The organism is Thioalkalivibrio sp. XN8 (genome assembly GCF_011058255.1).
Classification (GTDB): Bacteria; Pseudomonadota; Gammaproteobacteria; order Steroidobacterales; family XN24; genus XN24.
This window is the reverse complement of the sequence record NZ_JAALFH010000065.1, coordinates 58,925-78,765: the sequence shown is the minus strand read 5'-3', so window position 1 is coordinate 78,765 and position 19,841 is coordinate 58,925. Positions and strand designations below refer to the sequence as shown.

The window sequence follows — 19,841 nt, the reverse complement described above, 5'->3', positions numbered from 1 at the left end:
GGCCTCAGCTCATCATTTCGGTGGTATGGCTGCGACGCCCGGAGAGGCGGTCCTTGAAGCGCTTGGAATAGGGGATCTTCACCTTCGAGATCATCGCAATACGCTCCTCCGCCAGGCGGTCGGCCGCCTGCCAGGTCGGAATGCCGTCGCGTTCGGCCAGCTGGAAGATGCGGCCGATGATGTCGCGAATGCTGGAGACCATGCGGTAGGCGCGGTCGCGATCGTAGCCCTGCAGCTCGATGGCGACGTTCATCAGCCCCCCGGCGTTGATGGCGTAGTCGGGCGCGTAGACGATGCCGCGCTCCTCCAGCGCCGTGCCATGCTGGTTGGTCTCGAGCTGGTTGTTGGCGCTGCCGGCGACGATGTCGAACTTCAGCCGCGGCAGGGTGGCGTCGTTGATGACGCCGCCGAGCGCGCAGGGGGCGAACACGTTCGCGTCCACGTCGTAGATCTGCTCGGTGCTCACCGCCTCGGCCCCGAACTCGTCGACGATGTGCTGGACGCGGTCCGCGTTGATGTCGCAGACGAACACCTTGGCCCCGGCCTCGGAGAGGAACTTGGCCAGGTAGTGGCCCACGCTGCCGGCGCCCTGGATGGCGAAGCTCGCCTTGCCCGGGTCGTCGTGGCCGTACTTCTTCTGCAGGCAGGCCTTGATGCCCTGCAGCGTGCCGAAGGCCGTGAAAGGCGAGGGATCGCCGCTGCCGCCGTGGACCCGGTGCACGCCCACCACCCGGTCGGTTTCCTGGTAGATGTAGTCCATGTCGTCGACCGTGGTGCCGACGTCCTCGGCGGTGATGTAGCGGCCGCCGAGCGAGCCGATGAAGCGGCCGAACGCCCGGAACAGCCCCTCGCTCTTGTCCTTGGCGGGGTCCCCGATCAGTACCGCCTTGCCCCCGCCGAGATTCAGCCCGGAGACGGCGGCCTTGTAGGTCATGCCCCGCGACAGGCGGAGCACGTCTTTCACGGCCTCGTCGTCGCTCGCGTAGGGCCACATCCGCAGGCCGCCCAGGGCGGGGCCGAGCGCCGTGTCGTGGATCGCGACGATCGCTTTCAGGCCGCTGTCCTTGTGCTGGAAGAACACGACCTGCTCGTGGCCCATGCCCTCGAGCTGCTGGAACAGATTCATCTGCGGAGACCTCCTGCTTTGGTCCGGTCAGGGCGTCCGCCCTGGTCGTTGTTCTGGCGCGCGACGCCGTGCGGGGCCCGTGCGGGCCGCGCGCGGTCGGTTGCGTTGACGCGGATCGCGCCGCGGGGCCGGGCGGAGAGGCGGGTCTCCGGGTCCCGCCGGGCGGCGAGTCGGGCCGCGCAATTATAGCCAGCGCGGAAAACTCCTGCATTCCCGCCGGCTTGTGCCGCATCGCAGCATCCGGGCGCGTCCCGGCCGGGGGCGGCTTGTCGCTATAATCGGGGACCCTGTGCCCCGGCGGCATGAGCAGGTACGACAGATCGACATGAGCACAGCAGCACGCGCATTGGAGGTCCTGCCGGGCGGCGCCGGGCGGCCGTTGCGCTTCGTCACCGCCGCCTCGCTGTTCGACGGCCACGACGCGGCCATCAACATCATCCGCCGGATTCTCCAGTCGCACGGCGCGGAGGTGGTGCACCTGGGCCACAACCGCAGCGTGGCCGATATCGTGCGGGCGGCCCTGCAGGAAGACGCCGACGGCATCGCGGTCTCCTCCTACCAGGGCGGCCACAACGAGTATTTCCGCTACATGGTCGACATGCTCCGCGAGCATGGGGCGGAGCACATCCGCGTGGTGGTCGGAGGGGGCGGCACGATTTCCCCGGCCGAGCGCCGGGCCCTCGAGGCCTACGGCGTGGAGCGGGTCTACGGCCCCGAGGACGGCATGCAGCTCGGCCTCGACGGGATGATCGACGACGTCTTCAAGCGGGTCCGCGCTGCGCCGCGGCCGGAGCTCGCTCCGGGCGCCGGCGGCCCGCGGGACCACCTGCGCATCGGCCGGACCCTGAGCCTGATCGAGGATGCGGCCGACGAGGCGAGGGAGCCGCGAGGCCCGCGTACGGCGCTGGAGCCCGCCGCCGGCGCGGCAGTGCCGGTCATCGGCATCACCGGCACCGGCGGGGCGGGCAAGTCGAGCCTGACCGACGAGCTGCTGAACCGCTTCCTGCGGGCCTTCCCGGAACTCAGCATCGCCGTCCTGGCCGTCGACCCGACCCGGCGGCGCACGGGCGGCGCGCTGCTCGGCGATCGCATCCGCATGAATTCCCTCGCCGACGAGCGGGTTTTCATGCGCTCCGTGGCGACCCGCCGCCAGCACCTCGCGACCAGCGCGGCGCTGGCGGAGTCGGTCGACTTCCTCAAGTCGGTCGGCTTCGGCCTGGTCATCGTGGAGACCGCCGGCATCGGCCAGAGCGACACGGAGATCGTCGACCTGGTGGACCTGCCGGTCTATGTCATGACCAGCGAGTACGGCGCGGCCAGCCAGCTGGAGAAGATCGACATGCTCGATTTCGCCGAGCTGGTGGTGCTGAACAAGTTCGAGAAGCGCGGCGCCGAGGACGCGCTGCGCGACGTGCGCAAGCAGTGGAAGCGCAACCGCAAGGCCTTCGACCTGCCCGACGAGGAGGTCCCGGTCTACCCGACCATCGCGAGCCAGTTCAACGACCCGGGCGTCAACCGGATGTTCCGGGCGCTGTGCGCGGCCCTGGTGGAACGCTGCGGCCTCGACGAGGCGGACTGGACCCCGCCCGAGCTGCCGGCGGCGTCCGACCACGGGGCCCTGATCCCGCCGCGCCGGGTCCGCTACCTGGCCGAGATCGCTGACGACGGCCGCCGGGCCAACGACGAGGCCGAGGCCGAGGCCCAGTCGGCCGGCACCGCCTGGGCCTGCTGGCGCGCGCTCGAGGGGATCGACCCGGAGCGCCCCGCGGCCCTGGAGCCTTACCCGGACGAGGCCGCGGCCGGCGACGGCGCCCTCGCGACCCTGCGCCGGCGGTATAACGAGGCCCTGGGGGCGCTGGCTGCGGAATCCCTGGCGGCCCTGCGCGAGTGGCCGGCCCGGCGTGCGGCCGTGGAGGCCGGGGAATACAGCTACCGGGTGCGTGACCGGGAGTTGAAGGGCCAGAACTACACCGAGTCCCTCAGCCGGCTGATGCTGCCCAAGCTGGCCCCGCCGCAATACGAGGACTGGGGCCAGCAGCTGCGTTTCCTGCGCCGGGAGAATCTCCCGGGGGCCTATCCCTATACCGGCGGCGTGTATCCCTACCGCCGCGAGGCGGAGGACCCGATCCGCATGTTCGCCGGCGAGGGCATGCCCGAGCGGACCAACCGCCGTTTCCACTACCTGGCCGCCGGCCACGCCGCGACCCGGCTGTCGACCGCCTTCGACTCGGTCACGCTCTACGGCGAGGATCCGGACGAGCGCCCCGACATCTACGGCCGCATCGGCAACTCGGGCGTGTCCATCGCGACGCTGGACGACATGAAGCGCCTCTACGCGGGCTTCGACCTGTGCGACCCGAGCACCTCGGTCTCGATGACCATCAACGGCCCCGCGCCGATGATCCTGGCGATGTTCATGAACACCGCCATCGACCAGCAGGTGGAGAAGCACCTGCGCGCGACCGGCGGCTGGGCGGCGGCGGAGCGGCGCATCGCCGACCTGCTGGCGGGCCGCGAGCGGCCGGTCTATCGTAGCGAACTGCCGGCCGGCCACGACGGCTCCGGCCTGGGCCTGCTGGGGGTGTCCGGGGACCAGGTCGTGGACGCCGAAACCTACGGCCGGATCCGGGAGGAGACGCTCGCCCGGGTACGCGGCACGGTGCAGGCCGACATCCTCAAGGAAGACCAGGCCCAGAACACCTGCATCTTTTCCACCGAGTTCGCCCTGCGCATGATGGGCGACGTCCAGCAGTACTTCACCGACCACAAGATCCGGAATTTCTACTCGGTCTCGATCAGCGGCTACCACATCGCCGAGGCGGGCGCGAACCCGGTCACGCAGCTGGCCTTCACGCTGGCCAACGGCTTCACGATCGTCGAGTACTACCTCGCAAGAGGCATGAAAATCGACGATTTTGCACCGAACTTGTCGTTTTTCTTCTCGAACGGCATGGATCCGGAATACGCCGTCATCGGCCGCGTAGCCCGGCGAATCTGGGCCCGGGCGATGAAACGGCTCTACGGCGGCTCAGCCCGCAGCCAGATGCTGAAGTACCACATCCAGACCTCGGGCCGGAGCCTGCACGCGCAGGAGATGCACTTCAACGACATCCGGACCACGCTGCAGGCCCTCTACGCCCTGTTCGACAACTGCAACAGCCTGCACACCAACGCCTTCGACGAGGCGCTCACCACGCCGACCGAGGCCTCGGTGCGGCGCGCGGTGGCGATCCAGCTCATTATCAACCGGGAGCTGGGCCTGAACCGGAACCAGAACCCGTGGCAGGGCTCCTACGTCATCGACTACCTGACCGACCAGGTGGAGGAGGCGGTCTACGCGGAGTTCGAGCGCATCACCGAGCGCGGCGGGGTGCTCGGGGCCATGGAGTCGATGTACCAGCGCGGCCGGATCCAGGAAGAGAGCCTGTATTACGAGCACAAGAAACACGACGGCAGTCTGCCGATCGTCGGGGTCAACACCTTCCTCGGGCCGGAGGGCCAGGACGACGCCCCGGTGGAAGAGGGCCAGCTGATCCGCTCCAGCGAGGAAGAGAAAGCGGCCCAGGTCGCCGCCACCCGCGCTTTCAATGCCGCTTCGGGCGAGGCCGGCGCCGGCGCGCTGGAGCGCCTGGCGCGGGCTGCGGCCAGTGGCGGCAACGTGTTCGAGGGGCTGATGGAGACGGTCAAGCATTGCTCGCTCGGCCGCATCAGCCGGGCCCTGTATGCCGTTGGCGGGCAATATCGACGTAATATGTAGGCGCGCGGCCGGGGGGGCTGCGCAAGCTTTTCATCAGGGAGTGATTCTGCTAGTTTTCCGTGCTCTCCGCGGGGATGCTCGCGGCCGCATCCCGTACCTGTCTCTGTCATTGTGAAGAGGTTCTCATGGATCAACACAGGAGAAGGCGCCCCGGCGCGTATGTCGCCCTGGCGCTCATGGCGGTACTGCCGCTCGGCCTCGCGGTCGCGCAGGAACGCACCCTGAACACCGCGCTCTCGGAGCAGAAGGCCGGCGTCCAGGATGCCGCCCGCTCCCAGGCCCGCATCGCCCAGCTCGCGGACGAAACGACCGAACTCCTCGGCGAGTACCGCGTCACCATCCAGCGGCTCGACCGGGTGCGTATTTATAATGAGAACCTCCAGTCGCTGGTGAACGACCAGGAAGAGGAAAAGCTCGACATCCAGCGCCAGCTGGAGAGCTTCCAGGAGGTCCAGCAGGACATCATCCCGCTGATGTACCAGATGATCGACGACCTCGAGCGCTTCATCGAGCTCGACATGCCCTTCCAGCTGACCGAGCGCCGCAACCGGGTGCAGATGCTGCGGGACATCATGGAACAGTCGGACGTCACGGTGTCCGAGAAGTACCGCCAGATCATGAACGCCTACCAGATCGAGGCGGACTTCGGCCGCACCACCGAGGCCTATGACGGCCAGCTGGGCGACCGCAAGGTGGACTTCCTGCGGGTCGGCCGCATCCTGCTCGCCTACCAGACGCCGGATCGCGCCGAGACCGGCTTCTGGAACAAGAACACGCGTGAGTGGGAGGTCGCCGAGGAATTCCGCAACGACGTGGTGGAAGGCCTCCGGATCGCCCGCCAGCAGGCGGCGCCGAACCTGTTGCGCCTCCCGATCCCCGCGCCCGAGACGGAGCAGGTGCAATGAAAAAGCTGATCATCGTCACGGCCGCGCTGGCGGCCTCGCTGGCTGCTCCCCAGGCCCTGGCCGTCGACTCGCTCGACCAGCTGCTGCAGGAAGTCCGCAAGTCGCGCTCCGAGCTGAGCGCGGAGAACAAGGAGCGGGAGCAGCGCTTCGTCCAGAACCGCAACGAGCAGGCCCAGCTGCTGGAGCAGGCCCGGCAGGAGCTGGCCGCGGCAGAGCAGCGCAGCGACGCGCTGACGGAGCAGTTCAACGCCAATGAGCTCCAGCTGGCGGAGCTCAACGAGACCCTGCGCCTGCAGCTCGGCAACTTCGGCGAGCTGTTCGGCGTCGTGCGCCAGGTGTCCGGCGACACCGTCGGGCTGATCCGCAGCTCGCTGGTCACGGCCCAGGACAACGGCCGGGAGGAACTGGCCGAGCGCCTGGCGCAGGTGCGCGGCGTGCCGTCCATGGAGGAGCTCAACAACCTCCGTGCCCTGCTGATGGAGGAAATGATCCGCAGCGGCAACATCTCCCGCTTCAACTCGGTCGTGACGCGTCCGGACGGCACCCAGTCCGATGAGGAGCTGGTCCGGATCGGCGTGTTCAACCTGGTCTCCGGCGACCGCTTCTTCAACTACCTGCCCGAGACCAACACCATCCTGGAGCTGGCCCGCCAGCCGCAGGCCCGCTACCGCAGGATGGCGGAAGACGTCTTTACCGCAAGCCCGAACACCACGGTGGCGGCGCCCGTCGACCCGGGCCGCGGCTCGCTGCTGGCGCTGCTGATCCAGGAACCCAGCCTGGGCGAGCGCATCGACCAGGGCGGCCTGGTGGGCTACGTGATCATCGCCCTCGGCATCGTCGGCCTGCTGATCGCGCTGGCCCGCTGGCTCTATCTCGGGGCTGCCGGGACCCGCATCCGCGGCCAGCTCAAGTCGGTGGACCAGCCGAACGAGAAGAACCCGCTGGGCCGGATCCTCAAGGTCTATGACGACAACCGGGACGCCGACACCGAGACGCTCGAGCTGAAGCTCGACGAGGCCATCCTGAAGGAAGTGCCCAAGCTCGAGACCTGGCAGGGCGCCATCAAGGTCATTGCCGCGGTCGCGCCGCTGCTCGGCCTGCTCGGCACCGTGACCGGCATGATCGTCACGTTCCAGGCAATCACCCTGTTCGGCACCGGCGATCCGAAGCTGATGGCGGGCGGCATCTCGCAGGCGCTCGTGACCACGGTGCTCGGCCTGACGGTCGCCATCCCGCTGGTGCTGCTGCACAGCGTGGTGGCCAGCCGCAGCAAGGCGCTGATCGAGGTGCTGGAAGAGCAGAGCGCCGGCATCATCGCCAAGCAGGCGGAAGGCGGCAGATGAACCCCTTCCTCGATGCGTTCATATCGATCCGGGACTTTTTCGAGACCGGCGGGGATGTCCTCTACGGCATCCTCGTCGTCACGATCCTGATGTGGACGTTCATCATCGAGCGCATCTGGTATTTCTATTTCGTGCTGCCCAAGCAGGTCGAGCGGGTCCGCCAGGAGTGGGACGCCCGCCGCGACACGACGTCCTGGGCGGCGAACCAGGTCAGGAATTACCTGATCTCGGAGGTCAACATCGACAGCCGGCGGTACCTGCTGCTGATCAAGACGCTGATGGCGGTCCTGCCGCTGCTCGGCCTGCTCGGCACCGTCACCGGCATGATCGCGGTGTTCGACGTGATGGCCTTCGCCGGCACCGGCAACGCCCGCCTGATGGCCGGCGGCGTGTCCAAGGCGACCATCCCGACGATGGCGGGGCTGGTGGCGGCGCTGTCGGGCCTGTACTTCGCCGCGTGGCTGGAAAAGAAGGCGAGCATCTCCACCGAGCGGCTGGAAGGCCTGCTGGTGCGACACTGAGGACTGAACAGGCATGAGACGCCGTATCGCCAAAGCCGAGGACGAGGCCGAGATCAACATCACGCCGATGTTGGACATCGTCTTCATCATGCTGATCTTCTTCATCGTGACGACTTCCTTCGTGAAGGAGATCGGCATCGAACTGAACCGGCCGTCCAACGAGCCGCAGGAAGAAAAGAAGATCTCCGAGGTGATCGCCATCCGCATCGAGCGAACCGGCCAGATCCAGGTCAACAACCGGCCGGTGGACATTCGCGCGGTGCGCGCCAATGTCGAGGGGGAGCTGGCCACCAAGGGCGCCGACACCGCCGTGGTCGTGATCGCCGACCGCGCCGCCGACTCGGGGCTGATGGTGCGGGTCATCGACCAGGCCCGGATGGCGGGCGCCAAGTCGGTATCGATCGCTGCGATGGCGCGCTAGGCGCGGCGAAACTTTAGCCACAGACCGGGGTCCACTAAGTCATGGCGAAACGGCACGCGGCACGCGAAGAAGAGACGGAGATCAACATCACGCCGATGTTGGACATCGTCTTCATCATGCTGATCTTCTTCATCGTGACCACTTCCTTCATCCGCGAAACCGGCATCGACCCGCAGCGGCCGGAAGCGCTCACGGCGGCCCGCCAGGACCGCGGCAACATCCTGATCGCGATTTCCGCCACCGGCCAGATCTGGATGGACAAGCGCGTGGTCGAGCTGGAGTCCGTGCGCCAGCGCATCGAGCAGGCCCGCAACGAGAGTCCGGAGAGCACGGTCGTGATCATCGCCGACGAGCGCTCCGAAACCGGCATCCTGATCGATCTGATGGACCAGGTGCGCCTCGGCGGGATCCTGAATATTTCCGTGGCGGCGCAGTCGGGAGGTCAATGATGCGGTTCCTGCTGTCCATCGCCGCCGGGGTCTTCGTCGCCCTCCTGCTGTTCCTGCTGATGCATGCCCTGATCGGTGGCCGCGGCGGGTTCGAGCGACCGCCCGACACCGGCCGGGTGATCGAGTTCGTCCGGGTCAAGGCCGACGACATCGTGCAGACCCGCGAGCGCCAGGTGCCGAAGAAGCCGCCGCCGCCGGACAAGCCGCCACCGCCGCCCCAGCTGCAGACGCAGGCGCCGCAGCAGCAGGTGAAGCAGGTGCTGGACATCGAGACGCCGGACATCTCCGTCGGCTTCACCGGCGGGCCGGTGGTGGCCGCGGGCTGGCAGACCGGCGACAACGTGGGTGACGGCGACATCATCCCGATCGTGCGGATCGAGCCCACCTACCCCCGGGATGCGCTGCTGCGCGGCATCGAGGGCTGGGTGCGGGTCCGGTTCACCATCATGCCGGACGGTTCGGTGATGGATCCCCAGGTGATCGCGGCCGAACCGCCCCGGGTGTTCAACCGTGAAGCCACCCGGGCGATCCTGCGCTGGAAGTTCCGGCCGCGCATCGTCGACGGCCAGGCGGTGTCCCGCGAAGCCGAGCAGACCATCGAGTTCAACCTGAACCAGGATTAAGCGCCGATGAAGAATCCCCGCCCGGTATTCGTCCCGTCCCTGCTGATCGCCATGGTCCTGGTGCTGGGATCCGCGCTGGCCCCGGCGCCGGTGGCTGCGCAGGAAGAGCCAAGGCCGGAGATCGAGCGCGAGGAGCCAAGTGTGCTGTTCGGCGAGCGGGCTTACCGCCGCTACGAAGCGATGACCCAGCTCTATGCCGACAGCAAGTACCAGGAGCTCCTGAAGGCGGTGCAGCAGTACCTGGACGGGCCGCTCAACGACTACGAGCGCGCCATGGGCGAGCAGATCTACGGCTTCGTCCTGATCTCCCAGGACCGGGTCGATGACGCCATCAAGCGCTTCGAGCGCGCGGTCGAGCTCGATGCGCTGCCGAACAAGGCCCACTTCAGCATGATGAAGTCCCTGGCGCAGCTGTACGCCTCCCGCGAGGAGTGGCAGCGTTCGATCGACATGATGCGGCAGTACCTGAAGTTCCAGCCCGAGCCGACGCCGGAAGACCGCATCATGATGGGGCAGAACTACGCCCAGATGCAGCGCTACCGCGACGCCCTGCCGTGGGTGACCGGGGCCATCGAGCAGGCCGGGGCCGAGTCCAAGGAGAGCTGGTACCAGCTGGCGCTGGCGATCCATTTCGAGCTCAAGGACTACCGGTCGGCCGTGGGAATCCTGAAGACCATGGTGGCCCGCTGGCCCGACAAACTGAAGTACTGGGAGATGCTGTCCGGCGCGCACCAGGAACTGCAGCAGGACATGGACGCCCTGGCCGCGCTGATGGCGGCCTACAACGGCGGGCTGATCACGGAGGAGGCCAAGCTCCTGACCGTGGCGCGCATGAGCATGTACAACGAGCTGCCGTTCCAGGGCGCCCAGATCCTGACCAGGGGCATGGAGTCCGGCCAGATCGAGGCCAGCGAGCCCAATCTCCGCCTCCTGCTCAGTGCCTGGACGGCCGCCCGCGAGTACCAGCGGGCCGGCAACGTCATCGACCGCCTGGCCCCGATGACGGGCGAGGGCGACCTGCTGATGCAGAAGGCGCGGCTGATGATGGAACAGAACGAATGGCAGCAGACGGTCGACTCCGCGCGGGCCGCGCTCGAGCTCGGCAACGTCAAGAACCCGGGCGGGGCCTGGCTGATGATCGGCATCGCCGCCATGGAGCTGGGCCAACTGCGTGAATCGCGCAACGCCTTCCAGCGTGCGCAGGAGTTCGATGCCAACACGCGGAGCCAGGCGCGCGAGTGGCAGCGCTTCGTCGAGGACCGCATCCAGCTCGCCGAGCTCCGCGCCGCCAACAACTAGGTCGCCGGGCCGCCCCCCGGATCGCCGGCATCGCATTATGTGATGCGGCTCAAATTATGTTAACCGTCCGTGATTCTGTGACTACGGTCGCATCCGGTCCTGCGACCGGGGTTGAGAATCGGGCTTGTGAATTTGCCTGGTTGGGCAATTCAGGGCTGAACAGTGGACGGCATGGCATCTTCGGCGAATAACAGCGCGGGGCGTGACGGGGCACAGGCGGGCCAGCGTCACCTGGAGGCGTCCGAGCAGGCGATCGATCGCTTTCTCGATGCCGCCTGGATGGAGCGTGGCCTGTCCAAGAACACCCTGACCGCCTACCGCACCGACCTGCTGGCCCTGGCGCGCTGGCTGGCGGCGCGCGGGCGGCCGCTGGCGGAGGCCGAGCGCGGCGACATCCTCGGCTTCATCGCCGACCGGGTCGAGGCCGGCGCCCGGCCGCGGTCCTCGGCCCGCCAGCTGTCCAGCTTCCGGCGCTTCTTCCGCTGGCGCTTGCGCGAGCAGGGCGCCGGCACCGACCCGACCGCCGAGATCTCGATGCCGAAGATCGGCCGTCCCCTGCCCAAGTCCCTGACCGAGGACGAGGTGGAGGCGCTGCTCAACGCGCCGGACACGGCCGATGCGCTCGGCCACCGCGATCGCACCATGCTCGAAGTGCTTTACGCCACCGGCCTGCGGGTCACCGAGCTGGTGAACCTCAAGCTCGGTCACGTCAACCTGAACCAGGGCGTGGTGCGCATCGTCGGGAAGGGCGGGCGCGAGCGGTTGATCCCGCTCGGCGAGGAGTCGCTCGAGTGGCTGCAGCAGTTCATCGCCGGGCCCCGGGGCGAGATCCTGCTGGAGAAGCAGACCGATTACCTGTTCCCGACGCGCCGCGGCGACCGGATGACCCGCCAGGCCTTCTGGCACATCATCAAGCGCTATACGCAGCGCGCCGGCATCGACCGGGCGCTGTCGCCGCACGTGCTGCGGCACGCGTTCGCGACCCATCTCCTGAACCACGGCGCCGACCTGCGGGTCGTGCAGATGCTGCTCGGCCACAGCGACCTCTCCACCACCCAGATCTATACCCACGTCGCGCGTGAGCGCCTGCGCGAGCTCCACGCGCGCCACCATCCCCGCGGCTGAGTGCCGCCGGGCGGGCTAACTGCTGCCGACTTCTCCGGCTAGAATATGCGCGCGCCGACCGTCGGCGCCGAAACTTTGCCGGCCCGCGCCGGTCAGAGTCTGCCACCGCCACGCCAAGCCCGGAGCCTGCATGTCCTCTTTCATCGCCACTATCGCGCTCGCCGCCCTGTTGCCCTCGGCCGTTGCCGAGGATGCGTCCACCGAGGAGCGGCTGGCCTCCATGTTTCCCGGCGTGGAAGCCGAGAACATCAGCCCGACGCCTGTCGCGGGCCTGTGGGAAGTCGCGCTGGCCGGCCAGGTGGTCTACCTGAGCGAGGACGGCCGCTACATGGTCCGCGGCGACCTCATCGACATGATGACGGACCGCAACCTCACCGATGACCGGCGCAACGAGTGGACTGCCCAGCAGCTTGCCAGGGTGAGCGACCGCCTGGACGCGTCGCGCATGGTGGTGTTTACGCCCGAGGGCGAAGTCCGCCACACCATCACCGTGCTGACCGACATCGATTGCACTTACTGCCGCCGCCTGCACCGCGAGCTCGAGTCCTATCACGCGCAGGGGATCGAGGTGCGCTACATGTTCTACCCGCTCGGCGGCCAGGGCTCGCCCGGCTGGAACAAGGCGGACACCGTCTGGTGCTCGCCGGACCGGCAGGACGCGCTCACCCGTGCCAAGGCGGGCGAGGACATCAAGGCGAAGAGCTGTCCCGACACGCCGGTGCAGGAGCACTACGACATCGGGCGGGAGCTGGGTATCAGCGGGACGCCGGCGATCCTGACCGATAAGGGCGTGGCGCGTGGTTACGTGCCCGCGGACCGGCTGGCGGCCTGGCTGGACGCGAACTAGGGACCGGTCCTGGGGACAGTCCCCATGGGGACTGTCCCCAGGACCTAGCGCTCCAGGTGCTGGAGCTTGTCGGGCTTGCCGTCCCACTCCTCGGCATCGGCCGGGGGGTCGCCCTTTTCGGTGATCACCGGCCACTGCGCCGAGAGTTCCTTGTTGAGCTCGATGAAGTGCACCTGGCTCGACGGGAGGTCTTCCTCGGAAAAGATCGCCTCGGCCGGGCACTCGGGCTCGCACAGGGTGCAGTCGATGCACTCCTCGGGATCGATGACGAGGAAATTGGGGCCCTCGTGGAAGCAGTCCACGGGGCAGACCTCGACGCAGTCCATGTACTTGCACTTGATGCAGTTCTCGGTGACGACAAAGGTCATGGCGAGCGTGTCTCCGGGTATCTGGCGGCCGGCGCCCGGGCGGGCGCGATCAGCGCCTTATTGTGCCACAGGCATCCCCGGCGGGCTCAAGCGGGACGATTGCGGTCGATGACCGTGGTGTGCAGCCGGCGTAGGCCGGCGGCGCGGTCCTCGAGGAACTTTTCCAGCGCGAAACGCACCGACAGGAAGGCGATATCGTCCCAGGGGATCTCTTCGGGCAGGAACAGCTGCGTCTCGAGGCTCTCGTCCCCCGCGGCGTGCTCGCCGTCCAGCAGCGTGGCCCGGTACATGAGGTGCACCTGCTTCGCGTGGACCACGTCCACCACGGCGAACAGGTCGTGGATGTCCACCCGCGCCCGGGCTTCCTCGAGGGTTTCGCGCATGGCGCCCTCGGCCAGGCTCTCGCCGATCTCCATGAAGCCCGCGGGGATGGTCCAGTAGCCATAGCGCGGCTCGATCGCGCGCTTGCAAAGCAGGATGCGCTCGCCGTGCTCGGGGACGCAGCCGACCACCACGAGCGGGTTGACGTAGTGGACCTTGCCGCAGGCCGTACAGACGTGGCGCGGCAGGCCATCGCCGGCGGGGATGCGGAACTCGAGGGAGCCGCCGCACTCGGTGCAGTATTTCATCGCCGTCCCGGTCTAGAGGGTGGCGCTATTCTGCCTCCCGCGCGCCGGCGCTGCCACCGGGCCTCACTGCAGCGCGCTGCCGCACCACTCGTAGACTTCGGTGGTACCCGCCGGGCAGCGCGTGCACTCCGAGCAGCGCTGGTCGGCGCCCAGCCTGCGGACGCATCCCTTGCGTTCCAGCAGGCTGAGCATGCCCCGCAGGGCGCCGGGGTCGGCTTCGACCCCGAGCGCGATTTCCCGCAGGCTGGCGCGACCACGGTGCGCCAGGTAATCGGTCAGTCGAGACAATAACATCGGCAGCTCCTCAGCGGCTCTCGCCGACCCGCACCGGGGCGCCGAGCGACTGGCGTCCCATGTGTCGCAGCACGAGCACGGTGGCGGTCATGGCAGCGATCACTCCGGCGATCCAGGCCGTGGCATGGGAGGGATCGCGGTAGAAAATCGCGGCCTGGTAGTAGATGGTCGCGAGGCCGTAAGCCATGCCCGTGGTCCAGAACCCGACGAAGCCCGCCCAGCGCGCGCCCGACTCCTGGTAGACCGCCGCGATGGCGGCCGTGCAGGGGAAGTAGAGCAGGATGAACAGCAGGTAGGCGAAGGCGCCGGCGGTGCCGTCGAAGCGCAGGGCCATGGCGCCGAAGGTGGCGCTGGCCACTTCCTGCTCCGCGGCGACGCTCTCGAGATCGCTGAGATCGCCGACGCCGAGGCCGAGGGGATCGGCCCAGCCGCCCAGCGCATCGACCAGGTTGGCCGGGATCGTGGCCAAGGCTGCAGCCAGGCCGCCGAACAGGTCGAAGGCCTCTTCCTCGCCGGTCACAGCACCCGTGTCCGCGGCGCCCAGGGCCGTGTAGGCCGCGTCCAGGGTGCCCACGACGGCTTCCTTGGCCAGGATGCCGGTGAAGATGCCGACCGCGGCGGGCCAGTTGTCTTCGGTGAGACCCATGGGGGAGAAAGCCGGCGTGATGGTCCGCCCGACCTCGGCCAGCACGGAGCGGTCGCTGTCCTCGTTGCCGAAGCTGCCGTCCGTGCCGATGGAGTTGAGCACGTTCAGCACCAGCACCATGGGCACGATCACCCGGCCGGCCCGCACGATGAAGCTCTTCAGGCGATCCCAGGTGTGGATCATCAGGCCGCGCAGCGTCGGCATGTGATAGCGGGGCAGTTCCATGATGTAGGGCGCGGACTGCCCCTGCAGCAGGGTGTTCTTCAGCGCCAGTCCGGTGGCCACCGCCGCGATCATGCCGATCAGGTACAGCGCGAACACCACGTTCTGCGCGCCATGCGGGAAGAACGCGGCGCCGAACAGCACGTACACCGGCAGCCGGGCGCCACAGGACATGAACGGCGCCATGGCGATGGTGAGCAGCCGGTCGCGCCGCTGTTCCAGGGTGCGGGTGGCCATGATGGACGGCACGTTACAGCCGAAGCCCACGATCAGCGGCACGAAGCTCTTGCCCGGGAGTCCGATCCAGCCCATCAGCCGGTCCATGACGAAGGCGGCCCGCGCCATGTAGCCCGAGTCCTCCAGGATGGAGATGAAGAAGTACAGGAAGGCGATGACCGGGATGAAGGTGGCCACCACCTGCAGGCCGCCGCCGATGCCGTCGGCCAGCAGCACGGTCAGCCAGTCCGGCGATCCCGCCGCGCCCAGCATGGCCGCCAGGCCGTCGATCGCAATCGTGCCGACGAACTGGTCGAAAAAGTCGATGAAGGCGCTGCCGATGTTGATGGTCAGCATGAAGACCAGGTACATCAGCAGCAGGAAGATGGGGATGCCGAGCACGCGGTTCAGCACCACGCGGTCGAGGCGCTCGGTCACGTTCGCGCTGCTGCGCCCGGTCACCTTCACAGCCTCGCTCACCGCGCGGTTGGCAAAGCCGTAGCGCCCGTCCGCGATCATGATGTCCAGGTCGTCCGCCAGCTCGTCGCGCATCCCGGCCGCGGCCGCCGCCAGCTCGGGCCCGGCGCGCTCGAGGGCTTTCGGATCCCCTTCGAGCAGCTGGATCGCGCGCCAGCGCGGCGCGGTCGCGGCGGTCTCGTCGCTGTCGAGCCGTGCCCCGAGGCGCGCCAGGGCCTGCTCGACCGGGGCGGGGTAGGGCACCGCCAGGGCCGAGCGGGGCGGCGCCTCGGCCAGCTCCAGGATCAGCTGTTTCAGCTCGGGAATGCCCTTGCCGGTCGACGAGACGACGCAGGCCACCGGGCACCCGAGCAGGGCGGCCAGGCGCGCCGGGTCGATGTCGAGCCCGGCGGTCTCCGCCACGTCCACCATGTTCAGCACCACCAGCAACGGCACGCCGATCTCGGCCAGCTGGGTGCTGAGATACAGGTTGCGCTCGAGGTTCGAGGCGTCGACCACGTTGATCATCAGGTCGACTTCTTCGCCCTGCACGAAGTCGCGCGCGATCTGCTCATCGAGCGAGATCTCATGGTCCACGACGTCGAGGGAGTAGGTGCCGGGCAGGTCCACGACCGTGAACGGCTGGCCGTTGAAAGCGAACTCGCCCGTCTTGCGTTCCACGGTGACGCCGGGCCAGTTGCCGACCTTCTGCCGGGCGCCGGTCAGGGCGTTGAAGAGGGTGGTCTTGCCGGAGTTGGGGTTGCCTACCAGGCCGAGGGTGAAGTTCGTCTTCATCACACTTTCTCCACGAGCAATGCGGCCGCTTCCGTCTTGCGCAGCGACATGGAGAAGCCGCGCACGCGGACCTCCATCGGGTCGCCCAGCGGCGCCACGCGGGCGACGTGCACGACGGCGCCCGGAGTCAGGCCGAGCGACAGCAGCTTGCGCCGGTAAGACGGGGAGGCGCCGTCGAAGCCGACGATCCGGGCGCGCTCGCCGACCAGCAGTTCATTGAGGGTGGTCATGTCGGTTCTCCTTGCCGCCGCCGCGGCCGGGGCGAAGGTCATGGCGCCTGCTCGGCAGGCGTGTCGAGGAAGCTCCGCATGTAGAGCACCAGCTGCCAGATCTCGGCGTCCGAGAGCTGCTGCCGGTAGCTGGTCATCGCGGTCGGGTTGGCGCGGCGTCCCGGCCGGTCCGGCTGCTGCACCCCCAGGCGCTTGGGCTCGTGGAAGGCGCCGGACCCGTGCTCGACAATCCAGAACAACTGCCCATCCGAGAGGCTCGTCATGGTCGGGGCGCAGGTGAAGTCGCGCGGCGGCGGGACGAGGCCGGCGCCCACCGGGCCGCGCCCGTCGCCGGCGGTCCCGTGGCAGCTGGCGCAGGAGCCGCCGGGACGATCCGCCTCGTACAGGGCCCGGCCCTGCGCCAGGTTTTCCGCGCTGGGCGCGAGCGGGTTGGTCATGGCCTGGTAGGTGTCGGGCGCGCGCTGCGTGTCGCGCGGTTGCGGGCATTCCAGCGCCGCCTGCTGCGGGCCGGGGTCGCTGGTCGGACCGGAGCCCGCGGGGCAGCCGGCGAGCGCCAGGGCGAGGGCCGGCAGGGCGGCGAGTTTGAATGCGGTGGAGGGAATGGGGAATGTCATGGCGGGCACCTCAGAACGTAAGCTGGTAACGCAGGCCGAGCAGCAGAGCGTCGTCCAGCGCCGGATCGGTGGAAGGATTGCTGATGTACTGTGCATTGAGCTGCAGGCTGAACCAAGGCAGCAGCGGCATCCAGTAGGTCAGTTCGACCGCGACTTCGGCGTCTTCGACCGGGGCGCCGGCCTGGGCCTGGGCGTCCTTGAAGTCGTCGCCGTTGAAGGCGGCGGACACGCCCAGTCCCAGCAGGTCCTCGGCGCGATTCGGGAACAGGCCGGTGTAGACCAGTCCGGCTCCCGCATAGCTGCCGATCGGGTTGACGGTCTCGTCGGCGATGCCGATGCGCAGGAAGCCGCTCAGGCCCTCCATGGTCTGGCCGGGCTCCCGGTACAGGTCGCCTTCCAGCAATGCATAGAAGCCCTGGGTCCCGCTCTGCTCGCCGGGCGTGGCGCCCGGCGCCGGCGGCAGCAGTTCTTCGAAATCGGTGGTATACGCCCAGGCGCCGACGGCGGCCCGCAGGAACCGGCCTTCGCCGGCGCCGCGCTGGAACCCGGCCTCGCCGAGGACGAGCAGGCCGTCGTCGCTGTTGAGACTGATCTGCGTGCCATGCGGCTGGTCCGGATCACCGGCCACGCCGTCGAGCACGGCGAACTGGAAATAGCGTGCCTCGTCCGGCTGGTAGCGGGCCCGGACCCCCAGGCAGGTGGTGGGATATACGCAGGGCCCGTTGAGGCCGGTCTCGGACAGGTCCAGGCCGGTACCGAAACCGCCGTTCATGAAGACGCCCGCGGTTTCCTTGACGTCGAATTCGCTGTCGACCCCGTACAGGCCGCCCAGCACTGCGAGCCGCCCGTCCATGAAGTCACGCTCCAGCCACGCTTCCAGCACCTTGCCGGTGGGAATATTGGCAAGGTTGCTCGGCGCGTGCACGGAACCGGCGCCGTCGGCGGGATCACGCCCGAAAGTGCCGATGCCCAGCACGAAGGCGCGCGTGGCCGGCCAGCCCAGCAGTGCCTCGAGGTCGAAGTCGATGCCGACTTCCAGCAGCCCGGCGTAGTAGGTCTCTTCTTCGGCGCCGCCCTCGACGACGGCGAACACGTCGCCGTAATGCTCGATGCCGATCTCGACCCCGCTGACCGCCCATTCCGAGCGCAGCCCGCCCCAGTCCCCGGTCAGGGTGGCGCGGGTGGCCAGGGAATCCCCCTCGGCGGCATGCGCCTGGCCGGCGGCGCCCGCCAGCAGCAGGATTGCTGATCCGGCAACGGCGGCCCAGCGGGCCGGGGCCCTGCGGCCCGGGTGCAACGGAATCTTGCCTGGTGAGTGGGTCGCCGCGCTGGTCATCACTTTGCTCCTGTCGAATACGGGGAAACCGAAATAAGAACCATTCTCATTAAGAAAGATACAGGCACGCGGCAGGAGGGAAAATAAGTAGTTTTCGCAGCGCACAACTTGCGCTGGCGGCAGGGGTCGATCAGCGAGGAGCTGGTGCCCGGGGCGAGAGTCGAACTCGCACGATGTCACCATCGGCGGATTTTGAGTCCGCTGCGTCTACCAGTTCCGCCACCCGGGCGAGGTGCGGGGCGCGGCCCGGCGGGGCGCGCGAGCGCGAAGCTTACCATTCGCGCCGCGGCGCGCGACACTGCGACCCTGCGCGGGGCTGCCGCATCTACAGGGCAAGGGACAGACAAGGGGACTGAACGTGGCGGGATTCGCCGACTGCAACCCTGATCCGGCCATGCTGCGCCGGGCGCGCCGGGGCGACATGAAGGCCCACGAGGTGCTGTACCGCAGCTATGGGCGCCCGGTGTATACCCTGGCGACGCGGCTGCTGGGCGATGCCGCGCTGGCGGACGAGGTGCTCCAGGAAACCAGCATCGAAGTGATCCGCCATCTCCGGAGCTTTCGCGAGGACGCGGCCTTCGGGGGCTGGGTAAAGCGCATCGCCACCAACAAGTGCCTGGCGCTGTTGCGCAGCGCGTGGCATCGCAAGTCCCGCAGCCTCGACGGCCTCGGCCTGTTGGACGAGGACGGCGAGGGCATGGCGGGCCGGGCGAGCCACGAGGACGTGGCCGGCCGGCTGGGGGACCAGCAACGCCTCGAGCGCGCCCTGGCGACGCTCCCGCCGACCACGCGGGCCGTGGTGTGGCTGTACGACGTGGAAGGTTACAGCCACGAGGAGATCGCCCGGATGATGGGCAAGACCCGTAGTTTTTCGAAGTCCCGGCTGTCGCGCGCCCACGAGCAGTTGCGCGCGGTGCTGGGCCAGGACACCGACGAGGTAGAGGCATGCACGCAACAACCGAACAGCTGCTGAGCCTGCGGGACGGCGAGGCCGTTCCTGCCGAGGTGCAGGACCACGTGGCGGGCTGCCGGGAATGCCAGCAGTCCCTGACCGAAACGCTGGGGGTTCGCGCCGGCCTGCGCGAGTTGCCGCCGCTGGAGCCGCCGCGCGACCTGTGGGCGACGATCGCCGTGGACGCCCTGCCGGCCACCGCCCGGGGAACCAGCTGGTGGCCCATGGCGGGCGGGCTGGCGGCCGGCTTCGCCCTCGGACTGGCCCTGATCCTGAACCTGGGCGGGCCGGCAGACGACCAGCCCGCGCCCGGCACGACGACCGACCTCGTGGCGGCGACCCCGGCCCCGGCCAGCTCGGTGCGGGGGGCGAGCCAGGCCGAGCTGGTCGCGACCTCGCAGCAGCTGGAGGCGGCCTTGCGCGCCCTTCCGGCCGCGCCGCGCGTCACCCGGACGAGCACCGCCTACACCATCGACGAGCTGCAGCGGAGCATCGGGGAAGTGGACCTGATGCTGAGCGAGCCGGCGCTGGACACGGCCAGCGAGCGCGACCTCTGGGCGCGGCGCGTGGACCTGATGAACACCCTGATGCAGGTCCGCTACGCAGAACTGCAGGACGGCTACTGAGTCGCCCCGGCCGAGCATCGATCAATAACACGCGGAAGGAA

The 19,841-nt window shown here is 68.6% G+C and carries 20 protein-coding genes and 1 tRNA gene; 12 read left to right on the top strand and 9 right to left on the bottom strand.

Features of this window, described 5'->3' with window-relative positions:
- Window positions 1-4 precede the first annotated feature (4 nt).
- Window positions 5-1,126: a Glu/Leu/Phe/Val dehydrogenase gene (locus G6N75_RS10530; RefSeq protein WP_165348317.1), complete on the bottom strand. Its 1,122-nt coding sequence runs from the start codon at window positions 1,124-1,126 to the stop codon at window positions 5-7.
- Between the two features lie 325 nt (window positions 1,127-1,451).
- Here G6N75_RS10530 and G6N75_RS10525 point away from each other — a divergent pair, with 325 nt between their 5' ends.
- The 10 genes from G6N75_RS10525 to G6N75_RS10480 all read left to right on the top strand — a co-directional run bounded on the left by G6N75_RS10525 (window position 1,452) and on the right by G6N75_RS10480 (window position 12,416).
- Complete coding sequence (locus G6N75_RS10525; protein WP_165348316.1) at window positions 1,452-4,883, top strand: methylmalonyl-CoA mutase family protein; 3,432 nt, start codon at window positions 1,452-1,454, stop codon at window positions 4,881-4,883.
- Between the two features lie 125 nt (window positions 4,884-5,008).
- Window positions 5,009-5,788, top strand: coding sequence for a DUF3450 domain-containing protein (locus G6N75_RS10520; protein ID WP_165348315.1), 780 nt, complete (start codon window positions 5,009-5,011; stop codon window positions 5,786-5,788).
- On the top strand, window positions 5,785-7,131 hold the full coding sequence (locus G6N75_RS15330) for a MotA/TolQ/ExbB proton channel family protein (RefSeq protein WP_165348314.1): 1,347 nt from the start codon (window positions 5,785-5,787) through the stop codon (window positions 7,129-7,131). Before G6N75_RS10520 ends, G6N75_RS15330 begins: the two co-directional genes overlap by 4 nt.
- Window positions 7,128-7,652, top strand: coding sequence for a MotA/TolQ/ExbB proton channel family protein (locus G6N75_RS10510; protein WP_165348313.1), 525 nt, complete (start codon window positions 7,128-7,130; stop codon window positions 7,650-7,652). The genes G6N75_RS15330 and G6N75_RS10510 overlap by 4 nt, the downstream gene beginning before the upstream one ends.
- A 13-nt stretch (window positions 7,653-7,665) precedes the next feature.
- Window positions 7,666-8,073: a biopolymer transporter ExbD gene (locus tag G6N75_RS10505; RefSeq protein ID WP_165348312.1), complete on the top strand. Its 408-nt coding sequence runs from the start codon at window positions 7,666-7,668 to the stop codon at window positions 8,071-8,073.
- Window positions 8,074-8,114: 41 nt separating this feature from the next.
- Window positions 8,115-8,522 (top strand): biopolymer transporter ExbD, encoded by a 408-nt coding sequence (locus tag G6N75_RS10500; protein ID WP_165348311.1) that lies wholly within the window; start codon window positions 8,115-8,117, stop codon window positions 8,520-8,522.
- Window positions 8,522-9,145 (top strand): energy transducer TonB, encoded by a 624-nt coding sequence (locus G6N75_RS10495; RefSeq protein ID WP_165348310.1) that lies wholly within the window; start codon window positions 8,522-8,524, stop codon window positions 9,143-9,145. Before G6N75_RS10500 ends, G6N75_RS10495 begins: the two co-directional genes overlap by 1 nt.
- 6 nt (window positions 9,146-9,151) lie before the next feature.
- Window positions 9,152-10,444: a hypothetical protein gene (locus G6N75_RS10490; protein WP_165348309.1), complete on the top strand. Its 1,293-nt coding sequence runs from the start codon at window positions 9,152-9,154 to the stop codon at window positions 10,442-10,444.
- Window positions 10,445-10,615: 171 nt separating this feature from the next.
- A complete protein-coding gene (xerD, locus tag G6N75_RS10485; protein ID WP_165348308.1) occupies window positions 10,616-11,569 on the top strand; it encodes a site-specific tyrosine recombinase XerD in 954 nt (317 codons plus the stop codon).
- Between the two features lie 130 nt (window positions 11,570-11,699).
- Window positions 11,700-12,416 (top strand): DsbC family protein, encoded by a 717-nt coding sequence (locus tag G6N75_RS10480; protein ID WP_165348307.1) that lies wholly within the window; start codon window positions 11,700-11,702, stop codon window positions 12,414-12,416.
- Window positions 12,417-12,460: 44 nt separating this feature from the next.
- On the opposite strand, the gene fdxA is transcribed toward G6N75_RS10480, so the two are convergent.
- The 8 genes from fdxA to G6N75_RS10440 all read right to left on the bottom strand — a co-directional run bounded on the left by fdxA (window position 12,461) and on the right by G6N75_RS10440 (window position 18,451).
- A complete protein-coding gene (gene fdxA / locus G6N75_RS10475; protein WP_165348306.1) occupies window positions 12,461-12,784 on the bottom strand; it encodes a ferredoxin FdxA in 324 nt (107 codons plus the stop codon).
- An 86-nt stretch (window positions 12,785-12,870) separates the two neighbouring features.
- On the bottom strand, window positions 12,871-13,413 hold the full coding sequence (locus tag G6N75_RS10470; protein WP_165348305.1) for an NUDIX hydrolase: 543 nt from the start codon (window positions 13,411-13,413) through the stop codon (window positions 12,871-12,873).
- Between the two features lie 63 nt (window positions 13,414-13,476).
- Window positions 13,477-13,707: a FeoC-like transcriptional regulator gene (locus G6N75_RS10465; RefSeq protein ID WP_165348304.1), complete on the bottom strand. Its 231-nt coding sequence runs from the start codon at window positions 13,705-13,707 to the stop codon at window positions 13,477-13,479.
- Between the two features lie 10 nt (window positions 13,708-13,717).
- Entirely contained in the window at window positions 13,718-16,042 is a 2,325-nt protein-coding gene (gene feoB / locus G6N75_RS10460) for a Fe(2+) transporter permease subunit FeoB (protein WP_165348303.1), read from the bottom strand.
- Window positions 16,042-16,272 (bottom strand): FeoA family protein, encoded by a 231-nt coding sequence (locus tag G6N75_RS10455; RefSeq protein ID WP_165348302.1) that lies wholly within the window; start codon window positions 16,270-16,272, stop codon window positions 16,042-16,044. The genes feoB and G6N75_RS10455 overlap by 1 nt, the downstream gene beginning before the upstream one ends.
- A 38-nt stretch (window positions 16,273-16,310) precedes the next feature.
- Window positions 16,311-16,886: a cytochrome c gene (locus G6N75_RS10450; protein ID WP_165348301.1), complete on the bottom strand. Its 576-nt coding sequence runs from the start codon at window positions 16,884-16,886 to the stop codon at window positions 16,311-16,313.
- A 10-nt stretch (window positions 16,887-16,896) separates the two neighbouring features.
- A complete protein-coding gene (locus tag G6N75_RS10445) occupies window positions 16,897-18,222 on the bottom strand; it encodes a carbohydrate porin (RefSeq protein ID WP_165348300.1) in 1,326 nt (441 codons plus the stop codon).
- A gap of 142 nt (window positions 18,223-18,364) precedes the next feature.
- Window positions 18,365-18,451: transfer RNA gene (locus G6N75_RS10440), tRNA-Leu, on the bottom strand.
- Window positions 18,452-18,580: 129 nt separating this feature from the next.
- Here G6N75_RS10440 and G6N75_RS10435 point away from each other — a divergent pair.
- On the top strand, window positions 18,581-19,195 hold the full coding sequence (locus tag G6N75_RS10435; RefSeq protein WP_165348299.1) for an RNA polymerase sigma factor: 615 nt from the start codon (window positions 18,581-18,583) through the stop codon (window positions 19,193-19,195).
- The gene (locus G6N75_RS10430; protein WP_165348298.1) at window positions 19,168-19,800 is read left to right on the top strand and encodes a hypothetical protein; all 633 of its coding nucleotides are present in this window, start codon (window positions 19,168-19,170) and stop codon (window positions 19,798-19,800) included. The genes G6N75_RS10435 and G6N75_RS10430 overlap by 28 nt, the downstream gene beginning before the upstream one ends.
- Window positions 19,801-19,841 lie beyond the last annotated feature (41 nt).